The organism is Streptomyces sp. NBC_01803, assembly GCF_035917415.1.
GTDB lineage: Bacteria > Actinomycetota > Actinomycetes > Streptomycetales > Streptomycetaceae > Streptomyces.
Window position 1 is genome coordinate 4,321,094 of record NZ_CP109073.1, and the last position, 23,732, is coordinate 4,344,825.

Sequence of the window (23,732 nt, forward strand, 5' to 3'; positions counted from 1 at the left end):
TCGCTAACGCGCCTTGGACCACCCGGACGGGGCCGGGTGGTGGTCGGCCCGCAGGGCCTCCTGCCGGAACGCCCAGTCCATCGAGGGCTCCACCAGGAAACGGAACACCCGGCGCACCGGGGCCGTGCACAGCACGGTGATGACCGCGGCGCCGATCAGCGTGACCACCACCCGGCCGGCGGGCGAGTTGACCCAGTCCGCCGCGTACCAGTCCCACCACCGCGAGCCCTTGGCGATGAATCCGTGCAACAGATAGCCGTAGATCGTGCCCGCGCCCAGGCTCGTGAACCAGGTGCGGCGGGCCGGGACCCAGGCCAGGAAACAGAGCGTCAGCGCCAGCCCGCAGCCGGTCAGCGCGAACGTCGTCGTCACCCCGGCCCACCACGGCGCGCCCATCTCCTGGGCGCTGTGCGTCCGGTAGAACCAGCTGTGGTCCACGCGCGGCACCACCCAGTAGGCGGTGGCCAGCGCGGCCACCAGCACGGGCACCGCCGCGGCCCGCACCTCCGGCCGCCGCACGCGCGCGAAGTGCTCGCCGCGCAGCAGCAGCCCGAGGACGAAGAACGGCAGGAACTGCAGCACACGCTGGATGTTGAGGTCGTCGCCGAGGTGGGGGGAGACGGCGGCGACCGCGGCCACGCCGAGCGCCACCGGGAGCGGCCAGCGGACGATCCGCCAGACGGGTGAGGTGAACCGCCAGACGAAGAGCGCGATCAGGAACCAGGTGACGTAGTAGGGGTCGAGGATGCTGAAGGGGTAGTCCGGGTCGTCGTCGCCCCACCGCTTGAAGAGGATGTAGGCGACCTCGAAGATGACGTACGGCACACCGATCCCGCTGATCAGCCGCTTGAGCTGCGCCGGGCGGCCGGTGAAACCGCGGGAGAAGTACCCGGCGAGCAGGATGAACGCCGGCATGTGGAACGTGTAGACGAACAGGTACAGCGCCGAGGCCGCGCGGGAGTCGTCCCGCAGTGGCGTCCAGGCGTGGCCCACGGCGACCAGGACGATCGCCAGGTACTTCGCGTTGTCGAAGTAGGGGTCACGCGGCTTGACTTCCGACGGGGCGTCCGTGACTGCCGGTGTGGGGTCAGCCACCGTCGCCCGGGCCGCGGGCAGGGGGGCTCCTTGATTACGGACGTGCAACATTGACCGCACGATAGTGCGCGCGCCGCGATTCGTAAATTCTCGTCCCGGTATGCCGCGCCATTATCGGGAATTCGGCCCGACGTCCGGCCGATGCGTCCGAAATGACGGCATTTTGTCATCTCAAATGGGGCGAATCATCTCGTCCGGCGATGCCAAAGAGTGCGCCGCCTTCCATCGGAGGGGAAATCCGGAACACCCCGGCGGAACACGGGGAATACCCGGTCGGATGGCCCCGGCGGCTAACGGACAGGTAACGGAGCACCTCGGTACGCAGGGTGGCCCCCCGGACACAGCTGGGAGTAGACGGTCGGTCAGCACTCTCCACGTCGGCTGCGGTTGATGGCACGATGGTGTCTGCGGGGGTGCGGCGGAGGTGGTCAAGCCCCTGATGGAGCAGAGGCGAACTTTCCGAAGGTGTGATCAGTTGTGGTTATCTCGTTCTCTCTGGCCCTGTTGTTCGGCGTGATCATGTTCTTCCTGATCCGCGCCGGGACAATCAAGTGGGGGCCGGCCATCGTGGCGATCCTCTTCGGCTTCTCTCTTGCCTCCACGGGAGCCGCGGAGCCGATACAGGACTTCCTGCAGTCCGTGACGGACGGCGTCAACGAGGTCGATGACTCGATCAACAGCTCGAACGGCGAGTGAGCCGAAGGCGAAGGCCCGGCACCCTGGAGGGAGCCGGGCCGGGCCGCGCGAGCGGGCGACGGGAATCGAACCCGCGTAGCTGGTTTGGAAGACCAGGGCTCTACCATTGAGCTACGCCCGCGTCGGCCGGCGATTCTGGTCGGCCGGCACGGTCTGCATCGTACCAGCGCCCCAACAGGGCTTGGCTTCCCGGCAGACCGCACCCGCGCGGCCCTGTACGCTACGGTTCGCGTCCGGAGCCTCCGCGGGGTGTGGCGCAGCTTGGTAGCGCGTCCGCTTTGGGAGCGGAAGGCCGTCGGTTCGAATCCGGCCACCCCGACCACGTACTATGAGTAGCCTGCCTGCCTGTGGTGTGTCCGCGTCCCGCGCGGCCCAGGAACAGTGCCCCCCTCCCGCTGCCAGCCCCAAGGAGACCGACCGTGAAGAGCGCCGTGGAGACCCTGAACCCCACCCGGGTTCGGCTCACTGTCGAGGTGCCCTTCGAGGAGCTCAAGCCCAGCCTCGACGCGGCGTACCGGAAGATCAACCAGCAGGTGCAGGTGCCCGGCTTCCGCAAGGGCAAGATCCCGGCCCGCATCATCGACCAGCGGTTCGGCCGCGGGGCGGTGCTGGAGGAGGCGGTGAACGACGCGCTGCCCAAGTTCTACAGCGATGCCGTCTCCGAGGGCGAGCTCAGCCCGCTGGGCCAGCCCGACGTCGACATCACGGAGCTCAAGGACAACGAGCTCCTGACGTTCACGGCCGAGGTCGACATCCGCCCCGAGATCGAGATCCCGGACTACTCGGGCATCGCGGTCACGGTCGACGCGATCGAGGTCTCCGACGAGGACGTGGACGCCAGCATCGAGCGGCTTCGCGAGCGCTTCGCCTCCACCACCGTCGTCGAACGCGCCGCCACCGACGGCGACGTGGTCAAAATCGACCTGGAGGCCCGGGTCGACGGCGAGGTGCTGGAGGACGGCGTCGCCACCGGGGTGAACTACACGATCGGCTCCGGACAGATGCTCGACGGCCTGGACGAGGCCGTCACCGGCCTGGAGGCCGGCGGCACGGCCACCTTCGCCAGCGAGCTGAAGGGCGGCTCCGCGGTCGGCCAGGAGGCCGAGATCTCGGTCGCGGTCGAGACCGTCTCCGCCCGCGAGCTCCCGGCCCTGGACGACGACTTCGCCCAGCTCGCCAGCCAGTTCGACACGCTGGAGGAGCTCCGCGAGGACAGCCGTCGGCGGCTGGCCGACGAGAAGAAGTACCAGCAGGCCACCGAGGCCCAGGAGAAGGTCCTGGAGGCTCTGCTGGAGCTGGTCGAGGTCCCGATGCCGCAGAAGCTCCTCGCGGACGAGATCCAGACCCGCAAGCACAACCTTGAGCACCACCAGCTGTCGCAGCTCGGCATGGACATCGACGCCTACCTGGCGCTCCAGGAGAAGACCGCCGAGGAGTTCGACGCCGAGCTGAGGGAGCAGGCCGAGAAGGGCATCCGCACCCAGTTCGTGCTGGACGAGATCGCCAAGCGGGAGAACCTCAACGTCAGCCAGGCCGAGCTGACCGAGCACCTCATGCGGCGCGCCCAGTCCTCCGGTATGAGCCCCGACCAGTTCGCCAAGGCCGTCGTCGAGGGCGGCCAGGTGCCGATGCTGGTCGGCGAGGTCAGCCGGGGCAAGGCGCTGGCCACCGTCGTGGAGTCGGTCACCGTCACCGACAGCAACGGTGAGCCGGTCAGCCTGGAGGACGAGGACGAGACCGGCGTGGAGACGGCGGAGGCCGTCGAGGCCGTCGAGGCCGCCGAGGGCGAGGCCCCGGCGGAGGTCGCCGAGGCCGCTGGGACCAGCGAGAAGACCGAGGACTGAGGCTGGCGGTACGGGGCCGGACGCGGGAGCGCGCGTCCGGCCCCGTCCGTTGTCGGCGGGCTTTCCCGCGCCCCGGCCGACCCTGCGCTGACAGCGAACAGTTCCCAGGTCGGGCAGGGTCCGTGAGGCCAGCGCGTTAGGGTCCGTAGATACAACGCAGATGTCGAGCGACGGCCGGCGAAAGCGGGGCCGTCCGAGAATGAGCAGGTGGATACGTGACGCTCTTGATGCCTTCCGCCGCAGCGGAGCCGATCAGTGGCGGCCTCGGCGATCAGGTCTACAACCGGCTGCTCGGCGAGCGGATCATCTTCCTGGGCCAGCCGGTCGACGATGACATCGCCAACAGGATCACCGCGCAGCTGCTTCTCCTGGCTGCCGATCCGGACAAGGACATCTTCCTCTACATCAACAGCCCGGGCGGCTCGATCACGGCCGGCATGGCGATCTACGACACCATGCAGTACATCAAGAACGACGTGGTCACCATCGCCATGGGCCTGGCCGCGTCGATGGGCCAGTTCCTGCTGACCGCCGGTGCCCCCGGCAAGCGGTACGCGCTGCCGAACGCCGAGGTGCTGATCCACCAGCCCTCCGCGGGCCTGGCCGGTTCCGCCTCGGACATCAAGATCCACGCCGAGCAGCTTCTGCGCACCAAGGCGAAGATGGCCCGCCTCTCCGCGCAGCACTCGGGTGTCAGCATCGAGCAGTGGGGGCGCGACGCCGACCGGGACCGCTGGTTCTCCGCCGAGGAGGCCCGGGACTACGGGCTGCTGGACGAGGTCATCACCAGTGCGTCGGACATCGCGGGCGGCGGTGGCACGGGCGCCTGATCGCCACGATCGATCCGGCCCGCCCGCAGCCCCCGTCCGCAGACCGAAACCCAAGGCGGTATCACACCTCATGAACTACATCCCCGGCTCCGGCATCTACGACCGTCTCCCGGCCGAGTCGCGCTACGTCGTCCCGCGCTTCATCGAGCGCACCTCGCAGGGTGTGCGTGAGTACGACCCGTACGCCAAGCTCTTCGAGGAGCGGGTGATCTTCCTCGGCGTGCAGATCGACGACGCCTCGGCCAACGACGTGATGGCGCAGCTCCTGTGCCTGGAGTCGATGGACCCGGACCGCGACATCCAGATCTACATCAACAGCCCCGGCGGCTCCTTCACGGCGCTGACCGCGATCTACGACACGATGGAATTCGTCAAGCCGGAGATCCAGACGGTCTGCATGGGCCAGGCGGCCTCCGCCGCGGCCGTGCTCCTCTCGGCCGGCACCCGGGGCAAGCGCATGGCCCTGCCGAACGCGCGTATCCTGATTCACCAGCCCTACAGCGAGACCGGACGCGGTCAGGTCTCCGACCTGGAGATCGCGGCGCGCGAGGTCCAGCGGATGCGGAATCAGCTTGAGGAGATGCTCGCGAAGCACTCCACCAGGCCGATCGAGCAGATCAGCGACGACATCGAGCGGGACAAGATCCTCACCGCCGAGGAAGCCGTGGAGTACGGACTGATCGACCAGATCGTCACCACCCGCTCCACCACGGCGGTCTGATCGCTCACCGGCAGCACTCTCAAGCATCACCCGGCACGACAACGCAAGACAACGACTGGCCACCCCCTTTCGACGGGAAGGCCCCGCCGAGCGGGATTCCCGTCGAGGGGGGACCATTCCGCCGGGGCGACAGGGTACCGTCGTCTTCAGAAAGCACTAGGCACCGTCTCCCCGGCGGTGCGCAGGCGAAGGGGAAGCACCTCGTGGCACGCATCGGTGACGGCGGCGATCTGCTCAAGTGCTCATTCTGCGGCAAGAGTCAGAAACAGGTGAAGAAGCTCATCGCGGGTCCGGGGGTCTACATCTGCGATGAATGCATCGATCTCTGCAACGAGATCATCGAGGAGGAGCTCGCCGAGTCACCCGAGTCGGAGCTGAGCGAGCTCCCGAAGCCGCGCGAGATCTACGACTTCCTGGAAAGTTATGTGGTCGGCCAGGAAGACGCCAAGAAGGCCCTTTCGGTGGCTGTCTACAACCACTACAAGCGGGTGCGGGCCAGCGAGGCCGACGCCTCGTCGCGTGACGAGGAGATCGAGCTCGCCAAGTCGAACATCCTGCTGCTCGGCCCGACGGGCTCCGGCAAGACGCTGCTGGCCCAGACGCTGGCCCGGATGCTCAACGTCCCCTTCGCCATCACGGACGCCACGGCGCTGACCGAGGCGGGCTATGTGGGCGAGGACGTGGAGAACATCCTGCTCAAGCTCATCCAGGCCGCGGACTACGACATCAAGAAGGCCGAGCAGGGCATCATCTACATCGACGAGATCGACAAGGTCGCCCGCAAGAGCGAGAACCCGTCGATCACCCGCGATGTGTCCGGCGAGGGTGTCCAGCAGGCGCTGCTGAAGATCCTGGAGGGCACCACCGCCGCGGTGCCGCCGCAGGGCGGGCGCAAGCACCCGCACCAGGAGTTCCTGCAGATCGACACGTCCAACGTCCTGTTCATCGTGGGCGGCGCCTTCGCGGGGCTGGACGACATCATCCGGGCCCGGTCGGGCGGTCGGGGCATCGGCTTCGGCGCGGACATCCGCTCCAAGCGCGACCGCGACTCGGGCCAGATCCTCACGGACGCCCTTCCGGAGGACCTGGTCAAGTACGGCATGATCCCGGAGTTCATCGGCCGGCTGCCGGTCATCACCTCCGTGCACAACCTGGACCGTGAGGCGCTGCTGCGCATTCTGGTCGAGCCGCGCAACGCGCTGGTCAAGCAGTACCAGCGGTTGTTCGAGCTCGACGGTGTGGAGCTGCAGTTCGACCTCCCCGCGCTGGAGGCCATCGCCGATCAGGCGATCCTGCGCGGCACGGGCGCCCGCGGCCTGCGGGCGATCATGGAGGAGGTCCTGATGTCGGTGATGTACGAGGTGCCGTCCCGCCAGGACGTGGGCCAGGTGCTGATCACCGAGGACGTCGTCAGGTCCAACGTGAACCCCACGCTGGTCCCGCGCTCCCGGCTGACCAAGCAGCGCGGCGGCAGCGCGGCGCCGCACGAGAAGACGGCCTGAGGCGCGCGCCGGGCACCGCCGACACAGACGCCCGCGGGGCCCGGACCGAGCGATTCGGTCCGGGCCCCGCGGGCGTCGTCACGGGCCCGCGCTCACTCGGTGGACGGCGGCGGGACCTCGATGTCGCCGAAGTCCCCGCCGCTGCCTGCGTCGCCGCTGTTCCCGCCGTCAGCGGTGGGGGTGGCGCCGCCCTCCACCTCGACCAGGGCGTCCAGCCGCAGCTGCCGGGTGTACTCGGCGGCGGTCTCCAGGCTCACCGGGGCGGGCGCGGTGAACTCCGGGATATCCGAGGAGTTGGGGTCGAAGTTCGTGGGGAACTCGGGCATCGGCAGGATGACGGTGGCGCCCAGCGTGCTGTAGTCGCCCCACACGCAGATCGCCGCCTCCAGCGGGTAGCCGAAGTCCGGGTCGGGCTCGGTGCCCTGCGCCGTCTGGCATTTGATGATCGCGCCGTCGTCGGAGAAGTCGGTCGGTTCGCCGATGAGTTCGCCCTCGAACTCCTCGCCGCTGTCGCCCTCGCCCACCGTGGCGAAGAGCCCGTCCACGGCCGCCTCGGGGTCCCGCACCTCGCCCCAGGCGCCGCCCGTCTGGAGCACGATCGTGCCTGGCTCGGGGACTTGGGCGTCGGGGTCGGTGTTCATGTAGCTGGCGGTGTCCTGCTCCATGCCGGACACGCCCGCGGCCTCAAGGTCCTCCTCGGTGAAGAACTCGTCCTCGGCACCCGGGACCAGCGTGAACTCGCCGGTGGTGTCGGGCATGGCCAGGCTGTAACGCGGGTCGTCGGCGGACGGGCCGCCGCCCTCCTCGTCCCCGCCGATCAGGAAGAAGGCGCCGGCGCCGATGACGGCGAGCCCGGCGACGACGGCGATCGCGATGATCGCCGTGCGCTTGCCGCCCTTCGCCGGCGGGGGCGGCGGCGCCTGGCCGTAGGGCGGCTGCCCGGGGAACTGGCCCGGGGCACCGGGCGGCTGCTGCCCGTACGGGCCGGGCGCCTGGGGCTGGCCGTAGGGACCCGGCTGCTGGCCCGGCTGCTGCGGGTAGCCGTAGCCGGGGGCTCCGGGAGCACCGGGGGCCCCGCCCTGTCCGTAGGGGGCCGGGCCGCCGGGTGGCGGCGGCGGACCCTGCGGCGGCGGCGCCCCGTACGGGCCGGGCTGTCCGGGCGGGCCCTGTGGGGGCTGCTGCCCGTACGGTCCCGGCTGGTTGTAACTCATGTGCTTCCCCTCAAGAGCCTTTACCTCAACACTTCCGCACATCCTGTCTGACAAGATGCCGCTCTGTACATCCGCCCCTGGAATCGGTTCGAGGGCATGACATCCGCGCCTTTAGACTGACGCCGTGACCGAGAAGACCCAGCCGCCCGCGTACGGGCCCCACAGCGCCTCCACCGACCTGCCGACGCAGTACACGCCGGCCGATGTAGAGGGGAAGCTGTACGAGCGCTGGGTGGAACGGGGTTACTTCGCCGCGGACGCGAAAAGCGAAAAGGAACCGTACGCGATCGTCATCCCGCCGCCGAATGTCACCGGAAGTCTTCATCTCGGGCATGCTTTTGAACACACGCTGATCGATGCCCTCACCCGCCGCAAGCGGATGCAGGGTTTCGAGACGCTGTGGCAGCCCGGCATGGACCACGCCGGAATCGCCACCCAGAACGTCGTCGAGCGCGAGCTGGCCAAGGAGGGCAAGTCCCGCCACGACCTTGGCCGAGAGGCGTTCGTCGAGCGCGTCTGGCAGTGGAAGGCGGAGTCCGGCGGCCAGATCTCCGGGCAGATGCGCCGCCTCGGCGACGGCGTCGACTGGTCCCGTGAGCGCTTCACCATGGACGAGGGCCTGTCCCAGGCCGTCCAGACCATCTTCAAGCGGCTCTTCGACGACGGGCTGATCTACCGCGCCGAGCGGATCATCAACTGGTGCCCGCGCTGTCTGACGGCCATCTCCGACATCGAGGTCGAGTACCAGGAGGACGACGGCGAGCTGGTCTCCATCCGGTACGGCGAGGGCGAGGACTCGCTCGTCGTCGCCACCACCCGGGCCGAGACGATGCTCGGCGACACGGCGGTCGCGGTCCACCCCGCCGACGAGCGGTACGCGCACCTCGTCGGCCGCACGGTCCGGCTGCCGCTGACCGACCGGTCCATCCCGGTCATCGCCGACGAGCACGTCGACCCGGAGTTCGGCACCGGAGCGGTCAAGGTCACCCCGGCCCACGACCCGAACGACTTCGAGATCGGCCGCCGGCACGGCCTGCCGCAGCTCACGATCATGGACGAGCACGCCATCATCACCGCGCACGGGCCGTTCTTGGGCCTGGACCGGCTGGAGGCCAGGTCCGCCGTCGTCGCCGCGCTGCGCGCCGAGGGCCGGATCGTCGACGAGAAGCGCCCCTACCGGCACTCGGTCGGGCACTGTTCGCGCTGCAAGACCACGATCGAGCCGCGGCTGTCCATGCAGTGGTGGGTCAAGGTCGCCCCGCTGGCCAAGGCGGCCGGCGACGCGGTCCGCGACGGACGGGTGACCATCCACCCCAAGGAGATGTCCGCGCGGTATTTCGAGTGGGTGGACAACCTCCACGACTGGTGCATCTCGCGGCAGTTGTGGTGGGGCCACCGCATCCCCGTCTGGTACGGGCCGGACGGCGAGACGGTCTGCGTCGGCCCGGACGAGGAGCCGCCGTCGGGCGCGGGCTGGCACCAGGAGACAGACGTCCTGGACACCTGGTTCTCCTCGGGCCTGTGGCCGTTCTCCACGCTCGGCTGGCCGGAGGAGACCGAGAGCCTGGCGAGGTTCTATCCGAACGCCGTCCTGGTCACCGGCTACGACATCCTGTTCTTCTGGGTCGCCCGGATGATGATGTTCGGCCTGTACGCGATGGACGGCGTCCCGCCGTTCCACACCATCGCCCTGCACGGCATGGTCCGCGACCAGTTCGGCAAGAAGATGTCCAAGTCCTTCGGGAACACGGTCAATCCGCTGGACTGGATGGACGCCTACGGCTCCGACGCCGTCCGCTTCACCCTCGCCAGGGGCGCCAACCCCGGGGTGGACGTCCCGATCGGCGAGGACTGGGTCCAGGCGTCGCGGAACTTCGCGAACAAGATCTGGAACGCCACGCGCTTCGCCCTGCTCAACGGCGCGACCGTCGAGGGCGATCTGCCGTCCCCCGAGGAGATGTCGTCCACCGACCGGTGGATCCTCTCCCGGCTCCACTCGGTCGTCGCCGAGGTCGACGCCTACTACGACGACTACCAGTTCGCGAAGCTGAGCGACGCCCTGTTCCACTTCGCGTGGGACGAGGTCTTCGACTGGTATGTCGAGCTGAGCAAGACGACGTTCGCGGCCGGTGGCCGTCCGGCGGAGATCACGCGGCGGGTCCTGGGCGAGGTCCTCGACGTCACGCTGCGGCTGCTGCACCCGGTCACGCCGTTCGTCACGGACGAGCTGTGGACCACGCTGACGTCCGGCGAGTCGGTCGTCGTCGCCGCGTGGCCGCGGGACTCCGGCTTCCGCGACCCGGCGGCCGAGCGGGAGATCGACGCCGTCCGGCAGCTCGTCACCGAGGTCCGCCGTTTCCGCGCCGACCAGGGCCTCCAGCCCGGCCAACGGGTCCCGGCCACCCTCGACCTGACCGCCGCCGCGGGTCTGGCCGCCCACGAGGACGCGATCCGCTCGCTGCTCCGGCTCCAGCCCGCCGGTGAGGACTTCGCGGCCACGGCCACCCTCCCGGTCGCGGGTGCCACGGTGGCCCTGGACCTCTCCGGCGCCATCGACTTCGAGGCGGAGCGCAAGCGCCTGACGAAGGACTTGGCGGTGGCGGAGAAGGAGTTGGCCCAGACGACGGCGAAGCTGGGCAACGAGGCGTTCCTGGCCAAGGCCCCCGACCACGTGGTCGACAAGATCCGCGCCCGTCGCGCGGCGGCGGAGTCGGACATCTCCCGGATCACGGACCAGCTTTCGCGGCTGCCCTGACCCATCGCGTCCGCCCCGCCCCCCGCACCGGGGGGCGGCGGCCCGGCGCGTGGCGTCGGGGCCCGGCCGTGGTTCGTAGACTGGCACCGTGAGCGACCCACACAGTGACGGAGACGAGTCCTTCGACGAGACCATGGCCTCCCCCGGGGAGCCCGGTGGAGACCGTGACCCCGATCTCGCCATGATCGAGGCGGGCAGCCGTACGCTGCGGGCCCGAGCCGGGGCACCGGACGCGGAGGATCTGCCGACCCGGCCGGCGGACCCCGAGGTCGACCGGGCGCTGCGTGAGGTCGAGGCGGAGCTGGCCAAGCGGTGGCCGGAGACCAAGCTCGACCCGTCGCTGGTCCGCGTCCAGGCGCTGATGGACCTGCTCGGCGACCCGCAGCGCGCCTATCCGGCCATCCACATCACCGGCACCAACGGCAAGACCAGCACCGCCCGCATGATCGAGGCGGTGCTCGGCGCCTTCGACCTGCGCACCGGCCGCTACAGCAGCCCGCATGTGCAGTCCATCACCGAGCGGATCAGCCTGGACGGCGCCCCGATCGCGCCCGAGCGGTTCGTCGAGACGTATGAGGACCTCAAGCCGTACATCGAGCTGGTCGACTCCCGACAGGGCTTCCGGCTGTCGTTCTTCGAGGTGCTCACCGGCATGGCGTACGCCGCCTTCGCCGACGCGCCCGTGGACGTGGCGATCGTGGAGGTCGGCATGGGCGGCACCTGGGACGCGACCAACGTGGTCGACGGCCAGGTCGCCGTCCTGACGCCGATCGCCCTGGACCACACCGACCGGCTCGGCACCACGCCGGAGCAGATCGCCGTGGAGAAGTCCGGGATCATCAAGTCCGACGCCCGGGTGATCCTCGCCCAGCAACAGATCGACGCCGCCGCCGTGGTGCTCCGGCGGGCGGTCGAGGTGGACGCCACGGTGGCCAGGGAGGGCCTGGAATTCGGCGTGCTGGCCCGGGAGAACGCGGTGGGCGGCCAGATGCTGACCCTGCGCGGCCTGGGTGGCGAGTACCCGGACATCTTCCTCCCGCTGTACGGGGAGCACATGGCGCACAACGCCGCCGTGGCGCTGGCCGCCGTCGAGGCGTTCTTCGGTGTCGGCGTCGACCGGCCCGCCACGACGCTGGACGTCGACGTGGTCAGGACCGCCTTCGCCTCCGTCACCTCGCCCGGCCGGCTCGAAGTCGTCCGCACCAGCCCGACCGTCGTGCTGGACGCCGCGCACAACCCGCCCGGCGCGCAGGCCGCCGCCGCGGCGATCATGGAGTCGTTCTCCTTCAGCCGCCTCGTCGGCGTGGTCGGCACCAGCGAGGGCAAGGACGCGCGCGGCCTGCTGGAGGCGTTCGAGCCGGTCTTCAGCGAGGTGGTGATCACCAGCAACGCCAGCCATCGAGCCATGGACCCCGACCAGCTGGCCGCCGTCGCCGTCGAGGTCTTCGGCGAGGACCGGGTGCAGGTCGAGCCGCGCCTGGACGACGCGCTGGAGGCGGCCATCGCGCTGGCCGAGGAGGAGCACGAGTACGCCGGGGCCGGGGTGCTGGTCACCGGTTCCGTCGTCACGGTGGGCGAGGCCCGCCTGCTGCTGGGGAGGTCCCGCTGATGCGCACGCTCTGCGCCAGCACGCTCATCGCCGAGTTCATCGTCATCGGCCTGGCCGCCCTCGCGGCCACCCGGCTGACCGACGTGTCCGCCGGGACGGGGACGGTCTGGACGGTCAGCGGCGTGGCCATGGCGCTGTGCCTGCTGCTGTGCGGTCTGGCCGACCGGCCGGGCTTCGTGCAGCTCGGGTGGACGCTCCAGGCCGCGCTGATCGCCGGCGGCCTGGTGCTGCCGGTGCTGTTCCTGCTGGGCGGCGCCTTCGCCGCGCTGTGGTGGGCCTCGATCCATTACGGCCGCCGGGTGGACGAGATCAAGGCCGCCCGCGCGGGGGCGGAGGCCGCCGCCGGGACGGGCTGACCGCCACGGTAATCTTGCTCGCCCGCACCACACGATCTTCCGGGAGCCGCCGCCCATGAGCCAGCGCACGCTTGTCCTTCTGAAGCCCGACGCGGTCAGGAGAGGTCTGATCGGCGAGATCGTCGGCCGCGTCGAGCGCAAGGCGGGCTGGGCGATCACCGCGCTGGAGCTGCGGACCCTGGACCTGGAGGCGCTGCGGACGCACTACGCCGAGCACGTCGGTCGGCCGTTCTACGAGCCGCTGCTGGAGTTCATGGCGTCCGGCCCGAGCGTGGTGCTGGTGGTCGAGGGAGAGCGGGTCGTGGAGGGAATGCGGGCGCTGGCCGGTCCCACGGACCCGATCGCGGCGGCCCCCGGCTCCATTCGGGGGGACTACGGCACGGTCGTGCGGGAGAACTTGATCCACGCCTCCGACTCGCCCGAGTCGGCCGAACGGGAACTCAAGATTTTCTTCCCCGGTCTCGCCTGATCATCCGCTGAATGCGCGTCCGCGGGAGCGGGGGTGTCACCCGAGGTGTACGTCTGAATGCAGTCTTTCGGAGCACTGGATACAGTCGAACGTGGGAACCCTTCACCCGAACACGACGTCACCATGATGGAGGGTGAGCCACGTTCCGCCGACAATGGCGAAAGCGGCGCTCCGGCGCTCCGTGTTCGACCGGCCGTGGATACGATGGCTACGCCGCGACTCTCTCCCCCGGACGGGAGGGACTCCGCCAGCGCAAGTTCATCGCACCCCCTGCCGACCTCCCCGCACAAATCGCTCCAGCTGGAAGGCCAGATGTATCCCTATGGCGAACAATATGTCGTTCATCGGACGTGACATGGCAGTCGACCTCGGGACGGCCAACACGCTGGTGTACGTCAGAGGTCGCGGGATTGTCCTCAACGAGCCGTCCGTCGTCGCCATCAACACCAACACCGGTGGCATTCTCGCGGTCGGCGCCGAGGCCAAGAAGATGATCGGCCGGACCCCGGGCAACATCGTCGCGGTTCGTCCGCTCAAGGACGGCGTCATCGCCGACTTCGAGATCACCGAGCGGATGCTCCGCTACTTCATTCTGAAAATCCACAAGCGCCGTTATCTGGCCCGCCCCCGGGTCGTCGTCTGCGTGCCCTCCGGTATCACCGGGGTGGAGCGGCGCGCGGTGATCGAGGCGTCCACCCAGGCGGGTGCCCGTCAGGTGCACATCATCGAGGAGCCGATGGCCGCCGCGATCGGCTCGGGTCTGCCCGTGCACGAGGCGACCGGGAACATGGTGGTCGACATCGGCGGCGGTACCACCGAGGTCGCGGTCATCTCCCTCGGTGGCATCGTCACCGCCCAGTCGATCCGGGTCGCCGGCGACGAGCTGGACAACGCGATCATCCAGCACATCAAGAAGGAGTACAGCCTCCTCCTCGGTGAGCGGACGGCCGAGAGCATCAAGATCACCATCGGCTCGGCCCACGAGATGGACGCGGACGAGCACACCGAGATCCGGGGCCGCGACCTGGTCAGCGGCCTGCCCAAGACGGTGGTGATCTCCTCGGCCGAGGTGCGCAAGGCGATGGAGGAGCCGGTCAACGCCATCGTGGACGCGGTGAAGACCACGCTGGACAAGTGCCCGCCCGAGCTGTCCGGCGACATCATGGACCGCGGCATCGTGCTCACCGGTGGTGGCGCGCTGCTGCGCGGCCTCGACGAGCGGCTCCGCAAGGAGACCGGCATGCCCATCCACATCGCCGAGGACCCGCTGGACTCGGTGGCGCTGGGCTCCGGGAAGTGCGTGGAGGAGTTCGAGGCGCTGCAGCAGGTGCTGGACGCCCAGCCCCGGCGGTGACCCGGCGGCCCGCGAGCCGGCTCCTCGCCGCGGGTCCGCCGCGTGGCGGGACACCAATCCGCGTGGCGGATCGTTAGCACCACCGAATCAGCTCAGGCATCGAGGAACGACCCAGAAAGGCACGGCCGCCGCACGTGAGGGACACCCGAGAGAGCCGGCTTCTTCTCGTCCTGCTGATCTCCATCGCGTTCGCCTTCATCACGATGGACATCCGCGGCGGGGACGACTCCCCGCTCGACGGCGCGAGGGATGCCGCGGCCTCCGTCTTCGGGCCCGTGGAGGAGGGCATGGCCGGCGCGGTGGACCCGGTGGCCAACGCCATCTCCGCCGTCCGCGACTCCGGCGACCGGCACGACCGGATCAGCGAGCTGGAGCGGGAGAACGCCGAGCTGCGGCAGCAGTTGGGCAGCGAGGAGCACCGCGAGTCGCGCGTCGACCAGCTGGACGAGCTGCTCCGGACGGCGGGCGCCGGACAGTACGGGATCGTCGGCGCCCAGGTCATCGCGATCGGCGCCGCCCAGGGCTTCTCGTGGACCGTCACCATCGACGCGGGCAGCGAGGACGGCATCGCCCGCGACATGACCGTGCTCAACGGAGATGGCCTGGTCGGCCGGGTCACCACGGTCGGACCGGGCACCGCGACCGTGCTGCTGGCCAACGACCCGGACTTCACGGTCGGCACCCGCCTGGAGGACAGCCAGGAGCTGGGCTTCGCGACCGGCCGCGGCGACGACACGCTGGACGTCCAGCTGCTCAACCAGCAGGCCCGGGTGGAGGAGGGTGACCGGATGGTCACCTTCGGCTCCTCGGACAACAAGCCGTTCGTGCCCGGAGTCCCGGTGGGCGAGGTCATCAGCGTGGACCGCACCACCGGCGACCTGACCCGGATCGTCCAGGTGCGCCCCTACGTGACGTTCACCCAGCTCGACCTGGTCGGCGTGGTGGTCGAGCCGCCGCGCGACAACCCGCGCGACTCCGTGCTCCCGCCCCGGCCCGAGGGGCCGGAGGACCAGGCGCGCGAGGAGGAGCCGGAGGAGAACGCCGAGGGCGCCGTCGCCCGGGAGGGCGAGGCGGAAGACGCCGACGGGAACGTGGCGGACGCCGAGGAGACCGTGGACGCCGACGAGATGGTGGACACCGAGGAGAACGCGGACGCCGACGAGAACGTGGGCGCCGACGCGACCGAAGCCGCCGGTGACGCCGCGGGCGAAGATGAAGACGACGACCCGGCCACCAGGAGCTGATCGATGCGCGTGTCCCGCACCCTGCTCGCGACCGTGCTCGTGGTCGCGGCCCTGGTCTTCCAGGTCTGCGTGCTCGCCCGGTTCCAACTCCCGGGCGCCGTCCCCGACCTGCTGCTGCTCACCGTGCTGGCGCTGGCCCTGGTCTACGGGCCCGTCGGCGGCTGCCTGGTCGGCTTCTTCGCCGGCCTGCTCGCGGACCTGGCGCCGCCGGCCGACCACGCGGTGGGCCGGTACGCGCTGGTGCTGTGCGTCATCGGGTACGCGGCGGGGCTCACCAAGCCCGATACGGGGCAGCACCGTTCGGCCACCGGGCCGATGTTCGTCGTCGCGGCCGGGGCGGTCAGCTCCACGCTGCTGTACGCGCTCGTCGGCACGCTCGTCGGGGACACCGCCGTCCAGGACGCCGGCCTCGGCAAGCTGCTCTTCACCGCCACCATCTATGACCTGCTGCTGGCCCCGTTCACCGTGCCGCTGGTGATGGCCATGGCCCGCCGCCTGGAGAGCGATCCGCTGTCCGGCGACGGCGGCCCGGGCCCGATCGGCGGCGCCGACGTCAGCGTGCGCTGGCTCGGCGGTGTCGGCACCGGCCTGCGGACCCGCGCCCCGCGCCGCCGCCGGTACGGCAAGGCCGCCCGGCTCGGCCAGCGCTCGACACTGCTCAGCCGATCCGCCCGGAACAAGGCGGGACGCATCAAGGGAGTCAAGCGCCTGTGAGCGACGCACACGCGGCCGCCGGGCCGCGGACCGTGACGATGACCGCGCCCCGCCGGGGCGCGGGCGGAGAAGCCACGAGGAAGACGCTGTGACCAACATCCCCGAGACGGGCCGGACTTCCCGGATCACGATTCGGCTGGTCGTCATCCAGATATTGGTCTTCTCGCTCCTGCTCACCCTGGGCGGGCGGCTGTGGTACCTGCAGATCCGCCAGGGCGACGAGTTCGCGGCCGAGGCCGCGGGGAACCACGTCCAGCAGGTCGTGCAGCCGGCCGTGCGCGGCTCGATCCTCGACGCGCGCGGCGTGCCGATCGCGGACAACGAGACGCGACTCGTCGTCTCCGCCGACCGCACGGAGCTGAGCGGGCTGCCGGACGACGGCGAAGGCGTGCTGGCCGCGCTGGCCGAGCTGCTCGGCATGCCCGTCGAGGAGGTCACCAACCGGGTGCGGCTGTGTGACGCCGAGACGCCGCAGCCGTGCTGGAACGGCTCGCCGTACCAGCCGATCCCGATCACCGACGAGGCGACCACGCAGCAGGCGCTCCAGATCAGGGAGCGGGCCGAGGACTTCCCCGGCATCAGCGCCGAGCCGACCGCCGTGCGCCGCTACCCCTCGCCGGACAACGCCAACGCCGCCCAGGTGCTGGGCTACCTCTCGCCGGTCACCGACGACGAGGTCGCGGAGACCGAGGACACCGACGCGCCGCTGCTGCGGTCCGACCAGATCGGCCGCTCCGGGCTCGAACGCGCCTACGACAGCTATCTGCGCGGCCGGGCGGGCATCACGCGGTACGAGGTCGACAAGTTCGGCGGCGTGCTCGGCGAGTCGGAGAGCGAGCCGGGCGAGGCCGGGGCGAACCTCATCACCACCATCGACTCCCGGGTCCAGGGCGTGGTGGAGGACGAGCTCGCGCAGGCCATCGAGACCGCCCGCGACACGCACGACGACGTCTCCGGGCGGAACTTCGAGGCCGACTCCGGCGCCGCGATCGTGCTGGAGAACGACACCGGCCGCGTCGTCGCCATGGCCTCCGCGCCCGACTACGACCCCAACGTGTGGGTCGGCGGCATCTCCGCCCGCGAGTACGAGCGGCTGACCAGCGAGGACTCCGACAACCCGCTGCTCAACCGGGCCATCCAGGGCCAGGGGCCGCCCGGTTCGACGTTCAAGGTGGTCACCACCACCGCGGCGGTCAACGCCGGGTACGACTTCGACGGCACCTACGACTGCTCGTCCACCTACGAGGTCGGCGGCCAGCGGTTCCGCAACTTCGAGTCCTCCTCCTACGGCCCGATCACCCTGGCCCGGGCCATCGAGGTCTCCTGCAACACCGTCTTCTACGGCATCGCGCACCGCGAGTGGCTGGCCGACGGCGGCACCGACCCGGTGGACAACCCCGACGACTGGCTGTTCCGCACCGCCCACGAGTTCGGCCTCGGCGCGCCCACCGGCATCGACCTGCCCAACGAGGCCGCCGGCCGGATTCCGGACCGCGAGTGGAAGCAGGACTACTGGGAGACCAACGAGGAGACCTGGTGCGAGCTCGCGGACTCCGACCGGCAGGACTACGAGGCCCGCATCGCCCGGGAGAACTGCACCGAGGGCATGAATATGCGCGCCGGTGACATGCTCAACTTCGCCATCGGCCAGGGCGACGTGCTGGTCACCCCGATCCAGCTCGCCACCATCTACGCGGCGCTCGGCAACGGCGGCACGCTCTACACCCCGACCGTGGGCCGGGCCGTGGTCGCCGCCGACGGCACGGTGGTCGAGGAGTTCGACCCGCAGCCGTCCGGTCAGCTGCCGGCCGACGAGGAGACCATCGAGAACCTGCGCGACGCCACCGCCTCGGTGATCACCACGGGCAGCGCCGCCTGGCGGTTCGGCGGCTGGCCACAGGGCGAGATCCCGCTGCACGGCAAGACGGGCACCGCGGAGGCGTCCGGCGACCAGCAGACCACCTCGTGGCTGGCCACCTACTCCGACGACTACACCGTGGTGATGACCATCGCCCAGGCGGGCACCGGCTCCGGCGCCTCCGGACCGGCCGTGCGGAACATCTGGGAGGCCATCTACGGCGTCGGCGAGGACGGCTCCATCGACCGCGACGCCGCCCTGCTGCCGGAGCCGCTCCGGGAGCTGCCGGAGATCGACGAGAACGGCACGATCGTCCCGCAGCGCGACGAGCGGAACGAGTGACGAGGAACCGGTGAGCGTTCACACCCTGACCCTGCCCGCGCAGCGCGGCGGCGCCTGGCGCCGGCTCTCCGCGCGGGACTCCGCGGCGCGCCGCGTCGACTGGGTGCTGCTGCTGGCCGCCGCGGCGCTGTCCGTCCTCGGCCTGCTGCTGATCTACTCCGCCACGCGCAACCGCACGGAGATAACCAACGGCGACCCGCAGTACTTCCTGATACGCCAGGTGATCAACCTGGCCGTCGGCATCGCGCTCGCCCTCGGCGTGATGTGGCTCGGCCACCACCGGCTGCGCAGCGCGGTCCCGTTCTTCTTCGCCTTCTCCATGGGCGCGATGCTCCTGGTGTTCAGCCCCCTCGGCACCGAGATCAACGGCCAGCGCGCCTGGCTGTCGGTCGGCGGCTACACCCTGCAGCCCGGCGAGTTCGCCAAGGTCGCCATCACCCTCGGCATGGCCCTGATCCTCGCCGCGCAGGTCGACGCCGGGGACAGCGAGCGGCCCGGCAGCCGTGCGATCTGGCAGTCCCTGGCCCTGGCCGCCGCGCCGCTGGCCATCGTGGTCATCGACGACATGGGCATGGCCATGGTGCTCAGCGTCATCGTGCTGGGCATCCTGCTCGCCTCGGGCGCGCCGCTGCGCTGGTCCATCGGGCTCATCCTGGCCGGGGTGGCGGCGGCGGTGCTCGTCTGGACCCTCGGCGTCCTCGACCAGTACCAGCTCGACCGCTTCGCGGCGTTCGCCGACCCGTCCCGCGACCCGTCCGGCGTCGGGTACAACACCAACCAGGCCCGTATCGCCATCGGCTCCGGCGGGCTCAACGGCACCGGGCTCTTCCACGGCACCCAGACCACCGGCCAGTTCGTGCCCGAACAGCACACCGACTTCATCTTCACCGTGGCCGGCGAGGAGCTGGGCTTCCTCGGCGCCGGCGGGATCATCCTGCTGGTCGGCCTCATCCTGTGGCGGGCCCTGCGCATCGCGCGCGGCGCGACCGACCTCTACAGCACGATCATCGCGGCCGGGATCGTCGCCTGGTTCGCGTTCCAGTGCTTCGAGAACATCGGCATGGCGCTGGGCATCATGCCGGTCGCGGGCGTCCCGCTGCCGTTCCTCTCCTACGGGGGTACCGCGATGTTCGCCTCCTGGATCGGCATAGGGCTGCTCCAGTCCGTGCGCATGAAACGACCGTTGTCCGCCGCTTGATCCCCCGGGCCCCTTGGGGCCTGGGAGGTACTCCCACTGTCGCCGGGTCCGGGTAGGCTGGATGGTCAGCTCCGTGCCCCCGGACACGCCCCCAACAGCTCCCGAAAGAAACAGTCATGCCTGTCGAGTCGGTCTTTCCGCGCCTGGAGGCCCTCCTCCCGCACATCCAGAAGCCGATCCAGTACGTCGGCGGAGAGCTCAACTCCACGGTGAAGGACTGGGACGCCTGCGACGTCCGCTGGTCGCTGATGTACCCCGACGCCTACGAGGTGGGGCTGCCCAATCAGGGCGTCATGATCCTCTACGAGGTGCTCAACGAGCGCGAGGGCGTCCTCGCCGAGCGCACCTACAGCGTCTGGCCCGACCTGGAGAAGCTGATGCGCGAGCACGGCGTCCCGCAGTTCACGGTGGACGCGCACCGGCCGGTGGGCGCCTTCGACCTGCTCGGCGTCTCGTTCTCCACCGAGCTCGGCTACACCAACCTGCTGACCGCGCTCGACCTGGCCGGTGTGCCGATCGAGGCGAAGGAGCGCACCGAGGACCACCCGGTGGTGGTCGCCGGCGGGCACGCCGCGTTCAACCCCGAGCCCATCGCGGACTTCATCGACTGCGCCGTCCTGGGCGACGGCGAGCAGGCGGTGTTGGAGATCACCGATGTCGTGCGGGCCTGGAAGGGGGAGGGCCGCCCCGGCGGGCGCGAGGAGCTGCTGCTGCGCCTGGCGCGGACCGGCGGGGTGTACGTGCCGTGCTTCTACGACGTGGAGTACCTGCCGGACGGCCGGATCGCGCGCGTCGTGCCGAACCGGTCGGGGGTGCCGTGGCGGGTCGCCAAGCACACCGTGATGGACCTGGACGAGTGGCCGTATCCGAAGCAGCCGCTGGTGCCGCTGGCGGAGACGGTGCACGAGCGGATGTCGGTGGAGATCTTCCGCGGCTGCACGCGCGGCTGCCGGTTCTGCCAGGCGGGCATGATCACGCGGCCGGTGCGGGAGCGTTCGATCACCGGCATCGGTGACATGGTCGACCGGGGGCTGAAGGCCACCGGCTTCGAGGAGGTCGGCCTGCTGTCGCTGTCGTCCGCCGACCACAGCGAGATCGCGGAGGTCGCCAAGGGCCTGGCCGACCGGTACGAGGAGGACAAGATCGGCCTGTCGCTCCCCTCGACCCGGGTCGACGCCTTCAACATCGACCTGGCCAACGAGTTGACGCGCAACGGCCGCCGCTCGGGTCTCACGTTCGCCCCGGAGGGCGGCAGCGAGCGGATCCGCAAGGTGATCAACAAGATGGTCTCCGAGGAGGACCTGATCCGCACGGTCGCCACCGCCTACGGCAACGGCTGGCGGCAGGTGAAGCTCTACTTCATGTGCGGGCTGCCGACCGAGACCGACGAGGACGTGCTGCGGATCGCGGAGATGGCGACCAAGGTCATCGCCAAGGGCCGCGAGGTCTCCGGCTCCAACGACATCCGCTGCACGGTCTCCATCGGGGGCTTCGTGCCCAAGCCGCACACGCCGTTCCAGTGGGCGCCGCAGCTCTCCGCCGAGGAGACCGACGCCCGGCTGGCCAAGCTGCGGGAGGCGATCCGCGGCGACAAGCGGTACGGCCGTTCCATCGGCTTCCGGTACCACGACGGCAAGCCCGGCACGGTCGAGGGCCTGCTCTCGCGCGGCGACCGGCGGGTGGGCGCGGTGATCCGCGCGGTGTACGAGGCGGGCGGCCGGTTCGACGGCTGGCGCGAGTTCTTCTCCTACGACCAGTGGATGGCCTGCGCCGGGCCCGCGCTGGAGCCGTTCGGCGTGGACGTGGCCTGGTACACGACGCGGGAGCGCGGGTACGAGGAGGTCCTGCCCTGGGACCACCTCGACTCGGGTCTGGACAAGGACTGGCTGTGGGAGGACTGGCAGGACGCGCTCGACGAGACGGAGGTCGAGGACTGCCGCTGGACGCCGTGCTTCGACTGCGGCGTGTGCCCGCAGTTCGATACCTGGCCACAGACGGGGCCCACGGGGAAGAAGCTGCTGCCGCTGACGGTCGTGAAGTGAGCCGTCGCCCGGGCGGCGGCCGGGCACAGTCGTGAATCGACGGGTTGCCGCCGCGGGTTCCCCGACGGAGGATGAGGCGATGCCGGAGCTCGTCGTCCCCACCACCGCCGTCCACGTCTCGTTCCTGGAGGCGGTCGAGGAGTTCACGGCGGAGGGGCGGGGCACCCTCCAGGACAACTCGATGCTGGGCCGCGATATCGCGGTCTACGGGCCGCGCTGGCGGGAGCCGGCGGCGTTCGCGGAGTACGTCGAGCGAACGATCGCGGACGCCCGGAAGAACAGTCCGCGCCCGCAGGGGTTCGTGCCCTCCACGATCCTGTGGTACGTGGCGGGGGACACCTTCCTCGGGCGGCTGTCCATCCGGCACCGGCTCACCCGCCGGCTGCTGGACTGGGGCGGCCTGATCGGCTACGACGTCCGCCCTTCCGCCCGCCGCCGCGGCCACGCCACGGCGATGCTGCGCGAATCCCTCCCGGTCGCCCGCGCCTTGGGCCACGAGCGGGTGCTGGTCACCTGCGACCATGACAACGTCGCCTCCCGCAAGGTCATCGAGGCGTGCGGGGGAGTCTTCGAGGACCAGCGGGCGGAGAAGCTGCGCTACTGGATAGCGGCGCCGGAGGAGGCGGCGGACGGCGGGTCGGTGGCCTGACGGTCGGTCGCCGGACGGTGCGAGGGTGGCGGTGGGGGCTCCAGCCCAGCGGGCGGAGAAGCCGCGCTCCTGGACAGCGGCGCCGGACGAGGTGGCGGACGGCGGTCGGTGGCCTGAACGCGGGGGGTGGGATGAGCGGCGTTATGGCATAGCGACAGCGTGACGTCCGTGTGGCACGTAACCTGGAGTCAAGCAACGGCCCGTAGCCGGGCCCCGGGAAGCAGTACGTACGAGGGACTGAACAGAACTGGGCAAGCGACAGCCCGTAGGCCCGCCGCCCGCTCCGGCGGTGCAGCGTGTGCGGATGCGGTATACCAAGCGCGGGCGCCTGCGGTTCACCAGCCACCGCGACTTCCAGCGTGCCTTCGAACGCGCGCTGCGCCGGGCCGAGGTGCCCATGGCGTACTCCGCCGGATTCACCCCGCACCCGAAGGTCAGTTACGCGAACGCCGCGCCGACCGGTACGGCGAGCGAGGCGGAGTATCTGGAGATCGCCCTGGCCGAGCGCCGGGACATCGCGGAGCTGCGGGCGCGGCTCGACGAGTCGCTGCCGGACGGCCTCGACATCGCCGACGCCGTCGAGGCCCTTACCGGTGACTTCGCCGAGCAGCTCGCGGCGTCCTACTGGGAGCTGCGGCTGGACCGCGTGGCGCCGGCCGAGGCCGAGGTCGCCGTCAAGGCGTTCCTGGCCGCGGAGGCCGTCGAGGTGCGGCGGCAGACGAAGAAGGGCCTGCGCACGTTCGACGCCCGCGCGGCGGTCGTATCGCTCGCCGTGCCGCCCTCCGAGGAGCTGTCGGCAGGGTCCCGTGGGCCACACCCCCTCCCTTGTGCGATACTGCGGCTGGTAGTACGGCACCTCACACCTGCCGTGCGACCCGACGACGTCCTGTCCGGTCTCCGCGCTACGGCCGACCTGGCGCCGCCGGTCCCCGCAGCGGTGACCAGGCTGGCGCAGGGGCCGCTCGATGAGGAGACCGGTACGGTGACCGACCCGTTCGCGCCTGACCGCGAAGCTGCCGGGGCCGCCTCGACCAAGGTCGCCGGGCAGCGGGCTGCGGCGGTGCCGGGGGTCATCGTTTAGCGATGCCGTTGCTGCGCCGCCGAACCGCCTGGTGCCAGGGAGCCACTCGGGTCCGGCTGTTCCGGGCGACGCACCGACCAGAAGACTTTCGCCGTAGCCGGGCCGTATGGTCCGGAACCGGCGAGTGATAACGAGAGCTCCCGAGCGGCGCCCGCTCAGTTT

Annotated in this window: 19 protein-coding genes and 2 tRNA genes; 18 read left to right on the forward strand and 3 right to left on the reverse strand. The window is 70.4% G+C overall.

Translation table 11 applies throughout. The features are described 5' to 3' along the window. Positions 1-3: 3 nt before the first annotated feature. Positions 4-1,146, reverse strand: coding sequence for an acyltransferase family protein (locus OIE51_RS19640; RefSeq protein ID WP_442811969.1), 1,143 nt, complete (start codon positions 1,144-1,146; stop codon positions 4-6). Between the two features lie 426 nt (positions 1,147-1,572). Between OIE51_RS19640 and OIE51_RS19645 the strand changes: the two genes are divergently transcribed. Continuing rightward, positions 1,573-1,791, forward strand: a complete 219-nt coding sequence (locus OIE51_RS19645; RefSeq protein ID WP_326599053.1) for a hypothetical protein — start codon at positions 1,573-1,575, stop codon at positions 1,789-1,791. A 50-nt stretch (positions 1,792-1,841) separates the two neighbouring features. On the opposite strand, the gene OIE51_RS19650 is transcribed toward OIE51_RS19645, so the two are convergent. Further along, positions 1,842-1,912, reverse strand: a tRNA-Gly gene (locus OIE51_RS19650). Between the two features lie 124 nt (positions 1,913-2,036). Here OIE51_RS19650 and OIE51_RS19655 point away from each other — a divergent pair. From OIE51_RS19655 to clpX, 5 genes are all read left to right on the forward strand, one after another. Next, positions 2,037-2,113 (forward strand) — tRNA-Pro (locus tag OIE51_RS19655). A 97-nt stretch (positions 2,114-2,210) separates the two neighbouring features. After that, on the forward strand, positions 2,211-3,635 hold the full coding sequence (gene tig / locus OIE51_RS19660; RefSeq protein WP_326599054.1) for a trigger factor: 1,425 nt from the start codon (positions 2,211-2,213) through the stop codon (positions 3,633-3,635). Positions 3,636-3,850: 215 nt separating this feature from the next. Continuing rightward, on the forward strand, positions 3,851-4,465 hold the full coding sequence (locus tag OIE51_RS19665; RefSeq protein ID WP_326599055.1) for an ATP-dependent Clp protease proteolytic subunit: 615 nt from the start codon (positions 3,851-3,853) through the stop codon (positions 4,463-4,465). Between the two features lie 70 nt (positions 4,466-4,535). Then, entirely contained in the window at positions 4,536-5,186 is a 651-nt protein-coding gene (locus OIE51_RS19670; protein ID WP_326599056.1) for an ATP-dependent Clp protease proteolytic subunit, read from the forward strand. Between the two features lie 203 nt (positions 5,187-5,389). After that, positions 5,390-6,688 carry an ATP-dependent Clp protease ATP-binding subunit ClpX gene (gene clpX, locus OIE51_RS19675; RefSeq protein WP_326599057.1) on the forward strand — a complete coding sequence of 433 codons (1,299 nt, stop codon included), beginning with the start codon at positions 5,390-5,392 and terminating at the stop codon, positions 6,686-6,688. 92 nt (positions 6,689-6,780) lie between these two features. On the opposite strand, the gene OIE51_RS19680 is transcribed toward clpX, so the two are convergent. Further along, positions 6,781-7,899, reverse strand: coding sequence for a hypothetical protein (locus OIE51_RS19680; protein WP_326599058.1), 1,119 nt, complete (start codon positions 7,897-7,899; stop codon positions 6,781-6,783). A 124-nt stretch (positions 7,900-8,023) separates the two neighbouring features. On the opposite strand from OIE51_RS19680, the gene OIE51_RS19685 reads away from it, so the two are divergent. The 12 genes from OIE51_RS19685 (at position 8,024) to OIE51_RS19740 (ending at position 23,570) form a co-directional block, all read left to right on the forward strand. Further along, a complete protein-coding gene (locus tag OIE51_RS19685; protein WP_326599059.1) occupies positions 8,024-10,654 on the forward strand; it encodes a valine--tRNA ligase in 2,631 nt (876 codons plus the stop codon). 133 nt (positions 10,655-10,787) lie between these two features. Further along, positions 10,788-12,263: a bifunctional tetrahydrofolate synthase/dihydrofolate synthase gene (gene folC / locus OIE51_RS19690; protein WP_326600705.1), complete on the forward strand. Its 1,476-nt coding sequence runs from the start codon at positions 10,788-10,790 to the stop codon at positions 12,261-12,263. Continuing rightward, the gene (locus OIE51_RS19695; RefSeq protein WP_326599060.1) at positions 12,263-12,619 is read left to right on the forward strand and encodes a DUF4233 domain-containing protein; all 357 of its coding nucleotides are present in this window, start codon (positions 12,263-12,265) and stop codon (positions 12,617-12,619) included. Before folC ends, OIE51_RS19695 begins: the two co-directional genes overlap by 1 nt. A 55-nt stretch (positions 12,620-12,674) precedes the next feature. Further along, on the forward strand, positions 12,675-13,088 hold the full coding sequence (ndk, locus tag OIE51_RS19700) for a nucleoside-diphosphate kinase (protein WP_326599061.1): 414 nt from the start codon (positions 12,675-12,677) through the stop codon (positions 13,086-13,088). 334 nt (positions 13,089-13,422) lie between these two features. Next, positions 13,423-14,442, forward strand: a complete 1,020-nt coding sequence (locus OIE51_RS19705; RefSeq protein WP_326599062.1) for a rod shape-determining protein — start codon at positions 13,423-13,425, stop codon at positions 14,440-14,442. 134 nt (positions 14,443-14,576) lie between these two features. Then, complete coding sequence (gene mreC, locus OIE51_RS19710) at positions 14,577-15,686, forward strand: rod shape-determining protein MreC (RefSeq protein WP_326599063.1); 1,110 nt, start codon at positions 14,577-14,579, stop codon at positions 15,684-15,686. Positions 15,687-15,689: 3 nt separating this feature from the next. Beyond that, positions 15,690-16,400, forward strand: coding sequence for a rod shape-determining protein MreD (mreD, locus tag OIE51_RS19715; RefSeq protein WP_326599064.1), 711 nt, complete (start codon positions 15,690-15,692; stop codon positions 16,398-16,400). An 88-nt stretch (positions 16,401-16,488) separates the two neighbouring features. Further along, positions 16,489-18,600, forward strand: coding sequence for a penicillin-binding protein 2 (gene mrdA, locus OIE51_RS19720; RefSeq protein ID WP_326599065.1), 2,112 nt, complete (start codon positions 16,489-16,491; stop codon positions 18,598-18,600). Between the two features lie 10 nt (positions 18,601-18,610). Continuing rightward, a complete protein-coding gene (locus OIE51_RS19725) occupies positions 18,611-19,798 on the forward strand; it encodes an FtsW/RodA/SpoVE family cell cycle protein (RefSeq protein WP_326599066.1) in 1,188 nt (395 codons plus the stop codon). A 116-nt stretch (positions 19,799-19,914) separates the two neighbouring features. After that, on the forward strand, positions 19,915-21,840 hold the full coding sequence (locus OIE51_RS19730; protein ID WP_326599067.1) for a TIGR03960 family B12-binding radical SAM protein: 1,926 nt from the start codon (positions 19,915-19,917) through the stop codon (positions 21,838-21,840). Between the two features lie 79 nt (positions 21,841-21,919). Further along, on the forward strand, positions 21,920-22,489 hold the full coding sequence (locus tag OIE51_RS19735; protein WP_326599068.1) for a GNAT family N-acetyltransferase: 570 nt from the start codon (positions 21,920-21,922) through the stop codon (positions 22,487-22,489). Positions 22,490-22,793: 304 nt separating this feature from the next. Continuing rightward, the gene (locus OIE51_RS19740) at positions 22,794-23,570 is read left to right on the forward strand and encodes a TIGR03936 family radical SAM-associated protein (protein WP_326599069.1); all 777 of its coding nucleotides are present in this window, start codon (positions 22,794-22,796) and stop codon (positions 23,568-23,570) included. Positions 23,571-23,732 lie beyond the last annotated feature (162 nt).

Coding starts and splice junctions, on each gene's coding strand:
- ndk (WP_326599061.1), top strand. CDS start 12,675: ATGAGCCAGCGCACGCTTGTCCTTCTGAAGCCCGACGCGGTCAGGAGA.
- OIE51_RS19740 (WP_326599069.1), top strand. CDS start 22,794: ATGCGGTATACCAAGCGCGGGCGCCTGCGGTTCACCAGCCACCGCGAC.
- OIE51_RS19680 (WP_326599058.1), bottom strand. CDS start 7,899: ATGAGTTACAACCAGCCGGGACCGTACGGGCAGCAGCCCCCACAGGGC.
- OIE51_RS19670 (WP_326599056.1), top strand. CDS start 4,536: ATGAACTACATCCCCGGCTCCGGCATCTACGACCGTCTCCCGGCCGAG.
- folC (WP_326600705.1), top strand. CDS start 10,788: ATGGCCTCCCCCGGGGAGCCCGGTGGAGACCGTGACCCCGATCTCGCC.
- OIE51_RS19705 (WP_326599062.1), top strand. CDS start 13,423: ATGTCGTTCATCGGACGTGACATGGCAGTCGACCTCGGGACGGCCAAC.
- OIE51_RS19640 (WP_442811969.1), bottom strand. CDS start 1,146: ATGTTGCACGTCCGTAATCAAGGAGCCCCCCTGCCCGCGGCCCGGGCG.
- OIE51_RS19695 (WP_326599060.1), top strand. CDS start 12,263: ATGCGCACGCTCTGCGCCAGCACGCTCATCGCCGAGTTCATCGTCATC.
- OIE51_RS19735 (WP_326599068.1), top strand. CDS start 21,920: ATGCCGGAGCTCGTCGTCCCCACCACCGCCGTCCACGTCTCGTTCCTG.
- OIE51_RS19730 (WP_326599067.1), top strand. CDS start 19,915: ATGCCTGTCGAGTCGGTCTTTCCGCGCCTGGAGGCCCTCCTCCCGCAC.
- mreD (WP_326599064.1), top strand. CDS start 15,690: ATGCGCGTGTCCCGCACCCTGCTCGCGACCGTGCTCGTGGTCGCGGCC.